4 protein-coding genes are annotated in these 4,098 nt (G+C 44.0%); 3 read left to right on the top strand and 1 reads right to left on the bottom strand.

Going from position 1 to position 4,098, the window contains the following annotated elements:
- Positions 1-207 precede the first annotated feature (207 nt).
- Positions 208-984: an ABC transporter permease gene (locus IM322_RS19545; protein WP_287675668.1), complete on the top strand. Its 777-nt coding sequence runs from the start codon at positions 208-210 to the stop codon at positions 982-984.
- Positions 985-1,101: 117 nt separating this feature from the next.
- Here IM322_RS19545 and IM322_RS19540 read toward each other — a convergent pair whose 3' ends face one another.
- Positions 1,102-2,118, bottom strand: a complete 1,017-nt coding sequence (locus IM322_RS19540; RefSeq protein WP_286824034.1) for a type I glyceraldehyde-3-phosphate dehydrogenase — start codon at positions 2,116-2,118, stop codon at positions 1,102-1,104.
- A 131-nt stretch (positions 2,119-2,249) separates the two neighbouring features.
- On the opposite strand from IM322_RS19540, the gene IM322_RS19535 reads away from it, so the two are divergent.
- Positions 2,250-2,492 (top strand): hypothetical protein, encoded by a 243-nt coding sequence (locus IM322_RS19535; protein WP_287675669.1) that lies wholly within the window; start codon positions 2,250-2,252, stop codon positions 2,490-2,492.
- A gap of 35 nt (positions 2,493-2,527) precedes the next feature.
- Positions 2,528-3,955, top strand: a complete 1,428-nt coding sequence (gene murC, locus IM322_RS19530; RefSeq protein WP_287675670.1) for a UDP-N-acetylmuramate--L-alanine ligase — start codon at positions 2,528-2,530, stop codon at positions 3,953-3,955.
- Positions 3,956-4,098: the final 143 nt, after the last annotated feature.

The raw sequence follows: 4,098 nt of genomic DNA, 5'->3' as shown, positions 1-4,098 counted from the left end.
TGGTCAACTACCTAATTTTCAGGGAAAAAGTACCTGAATTTTCCCCCTGATCACTCCCAGGCCTGGTACTTTTTGATTGACAAAAAGTCTAAAAGTCTTACCCAACAAGGTTTTTAGATTTATTCAGCAGACCCTAATTAGTCAAAAATAATTATAAACTTGCTATTTATAGATGAAGTATCCTTGTAATTTGTTTCTTTTATTTTTATGGATGGATTAGTAGAACTAAATCTGGTGGATTTGGGTTGGGCTTTGGGGATGATGGGTATTTGTTTACTCCTCTCCCGTTGGTCAAATTTAGCTCTAGAGGGACAATTATTATTAGCGACCGGTCGATCGATCCTGCAATTATTAGTGGTAGGCTACGTTATCGCCGTTATTTTTTCCCTGGATAATCCTCTGGCAGTGCTGGGGATTTTGGCAGTGATGATGACTATTGCGACTATTGTTGCTAAAAATCGCATTGATAGCCGGGATAAAGGCTTATTACCGCTAGTTTTCGGCTCTTTATTGATTAGTAGCTGTTTAACTTTAGGTTATGCCATCGCTTTAATTATTCAACCAGAACAATGGTACTCACCCCAATACTTAATTCCCTTGACGGGGATGGTGTTAGGGCAAGCGATGAATAGTGCCTCTTTAGCCGGGGAAAGATTAAGCAGTGCGATTAAAAGTCACCGTTTAGAAATCGAAACCCATCTTTGTTTGGGGGCAACCCCTCAACAAGCGATCGCAGGTTATCAAAAAGAAGCGATTCGAGCTAGTTTAATCCCCACCCTCAATCAGATGATGGTGGTGGGTTTAGTCAGTTTACCCGGAATGTTCACCGGACAGGTATTGGCAGGAAGTGAACCTTTAAACGCCGCTTCCTACCAGATACTGATCCTGTTTATGATTGCCCTAGCTAACCTCATCACCGCTCAATTGGTGACAGAGGGAATCTATCGGCGCTTTTTCAGTGAGAATTTGTCACTTATCAGTTAACAGTTATCAGTTAGTCAGTTATCAGTTAGTCAGTTATCAGTTATCACTAGCCACTAACCACTCCTGACTCCTAATTAACGCCCACTGTTCACTGATTACTGTTTACTGATAACTGATTTAGCCTTTCCACTTGCTGGCGACGACTTCAGCGAGATCAACCACGCGTTGGGAGTAACCCCATTCGTTATCGTACCAAGCGATAACTTTCACCATATCGCCACCCATCACCATCGTTAGACTAGCATCGATGATCGAGGAGGCATCAACACCGCGATAATCAGAGGAAACGAGGGGTAAATCATTATATTCGAGAATTCCTTTCAAAGAATTTTCCGCAGCTTCTTTGAGAACTTCGTTTACCTGTTCCGCGATCGTGCTTTTTTCCACTTGCGCGACTAAATCCACTACAGAAACATTAGGAGTGGGTACACGCAGGGCGATACCGTTAAGTTTCCCTTTCATTTCGGGGATAACTAAGGCTACAGCTTTGGCAGCACCGGTGGAGGTGGGAACGATGTTAACGGCAGCGGCGCGAGCGCGACGGAGATCCCGGTGACTAGCATCGAGAATGCGTTGATCACCAGTGTAACTGTGGGTGGTGGTCATCGTCCCTTTGATGATGCCGAAGTTTTCGTGAATCACTTTGACGACAGGAGCAAGACAGTTGGTGGTACAACTGGCATTGCTGATGACATTGTATTTATCGTGTTCGTATTCGTGAGCGTTGACACCGACGACATAGGTTCCCACACCCGAACCTTTACCCGGTGCGGTAATGAGGACTTTTTTAGCTCCTGCGACAATATGCTTAGAAGCGCCCTCTTCATCGACGAAAACACCGGTAGCTTCGATCACTAGATCTACACCCCATTCTGCCCAGGGCAGATTGAGGGGATTGCGATCGGAATAACATTTAATGGTTTTACCGTTAACAATTAAAGAATTATCATCGGCATCGATATCAGCGTTAAGTTTGCCTAACATCGAGTCATATTTGAGCAGGTGAGCGTTACTTCGGGGATCGGATGTATCATTGATCCCCACTACCTCCAAGCCACTATCAGTCCGTCCTAACCAACATCTTAGGAAATTACGTCCAATCCGTCCGAAACCATTGATCGCTACTCTAATCACTGCTGCTTGCCCTCTACGTTTTAGTGCAATACATAAAAAAATAATTAATGTTCCCAATCATACCTTAAAGGTTGAACTTTGCGATCCCGATCGAAAATAATTTATTAGCTCACCAATCTTATCGGGTTTAAATGAGCAAATTTAATTTATTAAAGCGATTTAAAGCCAAAATTAGCCTAAATAGGGTCTGCGGCAAAACACCCCACACCCCACACCCCACACCCTACACCCCACTTCCCACTCCCCAAAAAAAGGAATTGGGAGAAAAAAATTTAATTCTGCGTCAAGGATTTTGCAAGGCAACTGGGCAACATTTTGGAATTCTGCTCAAATGCTCCTATCATGAAGTTGACTTTACTACCGATCGAGTTTAAAACTTATATAATCGTGGGTTTGAGGAGTGAAAACAGTGAAAAAAGTTAATTTTAACGGCCAACCTTTCCATTTCATCGGTATTGGCGGTATTGGGATGTCAGCCCTCGCTTATATCTTAGCCAAGCGCAATTTACCTGTGTCTGGCTCGGATTTACGTCCTACTCATATCACCCAACGTCTACAGGGAGCGGGAGCGCAGATTTTCCACCGTCAAGAGGCAAATAATTTAGCTTTATTTCATTCTCCGGGCCCGCAAAACAGTAGCCAAACAGTTCCGCAAGTAATCTGCTCCACGGCGATTAATGACCATAACAAAGAATATCAAGCGGCCAGAGACTTAGGATACCCAATTTTTCACCGTAGCGACGTTTTAGCGGCTTTAATCGCCGATTACGACAGTATCGCCGTCGCTGGAACCCACGGAAAAACCACCACTAGCAGCCTAATCGGTTACGTTCTCCTGGAAGCGGGATTAGACCCCACGATCATTGTCGGTGGTGAGGTGGACGCTTGGGAAGGTAACGCTCGTCTTGGTCAAGGTCGTTTTTTAGTAGCTGAGGCCGATGAGTCCGATGGTTCCCTAACCAAGCACGCCCCGAAAATCGGCGTAATCACTAATATTGAGCTAGATCACCCGGATCATTACCATAATTTAAGCGAAGTTATCGACACTTTCCATGAATTCGCTAATCAGTGCCAGATTTTAGTCGCTTGTTTAGATTGTGACACGATCGCCGAGCATTTCTGTCCCACGATTAGTTATAGTCTCGATCCCGAAAAAGGTGCGGATTACACCGTCAGCGAGATTATCTATGAACAGGGAATGATGAAAGCTTCCGTCTGGGAAAAAGGTAGTTATTTGGGACAAATGGAAGTGAAAATCCCCGGGCAACATAATATTAGTAATGCTTTGGCAGTGGTTGCTATCGGACGTTATCTCGGTTTAGAATTTGCCGTTATTGCCGATGCGATCGCTACTTTTGCCGGGGCAAAACGCCGTTTTGAACACAAGGGAGAGGCAAACGGCATTACTTTTATCGATGATTATGCCCACCATCCTAGCGAATTGTTGGCTACTTTAGCGGCGGCAAAATTGAAGGTAGAAGGCAAACAGTACCAACGTTCGATCGCTATTTTCCAACCCCATCGCTACAGTCGCACCACTGCCTTTTTAGAGGAATTCGGCTCCGCTTTCAGTTCCGCCGATGTGGTAGTGTTAACGGATATTTATAGTGCTGGGGAAGTGAATATCAATCACGTCACCGGGCAGCAAGTGGCCGAACAGGTGAGAAAACACCATAAAAATGCCTACTATCACCCCGAATTGAGTTCTTTAGGTCAATTCCTGCTAGAAATTCTCCAACCAGGGGATCTAGCTCTGTTCCTCGGCGCTGGCAATCTCAATCAAGTTATCCCCGAAATGCTCTCTCTTTACTGCGAACAATTAGCACTTAGAGTATAGGAGTCAGTTATCAGTTATCAGTTATCAGTTATCAGTTATCAGTTATCAGTTATCAGTTATCAGTTATCAGTTATCAGTTATCAGTTATCAGATGTAAGTTTTAAGTTAATTAGTTAGTTATCTTTATAGCAGTTTTCATCAGA

Origin of the sequence: Microcystis sp. M109S1, assembly GCF_020247025.1 — a bacterium.
Classification (GTDB): domain Bacteria; phylum Cyanobacteriota; class Cyanobacteriia; order Cyanobacteriales; family Microcystaceae; genus Microcystis.
Note: the sequence above shows the minus strand (reverse complement) of the source record. Positions and strands in the feature narration are given on the sequence as shown.

Bases quoted from the DNA above. Each gene is read 5' to 3' on its own strand.
- IM322_RS19545 (WP_287675668.1), top strand. From the start codon at position 208: ATGGATGGATTAGTAGAACTAAATCTGGTGGATTTGGGTTGGGCTTTG.
- IM322_RS19535 (WP_287675669.1), top strand. From the start codon at position 2,250: ATGAGCAAATTTAATTTATTAAAGCGATTTAAAGCCAAAATTAGCCTA.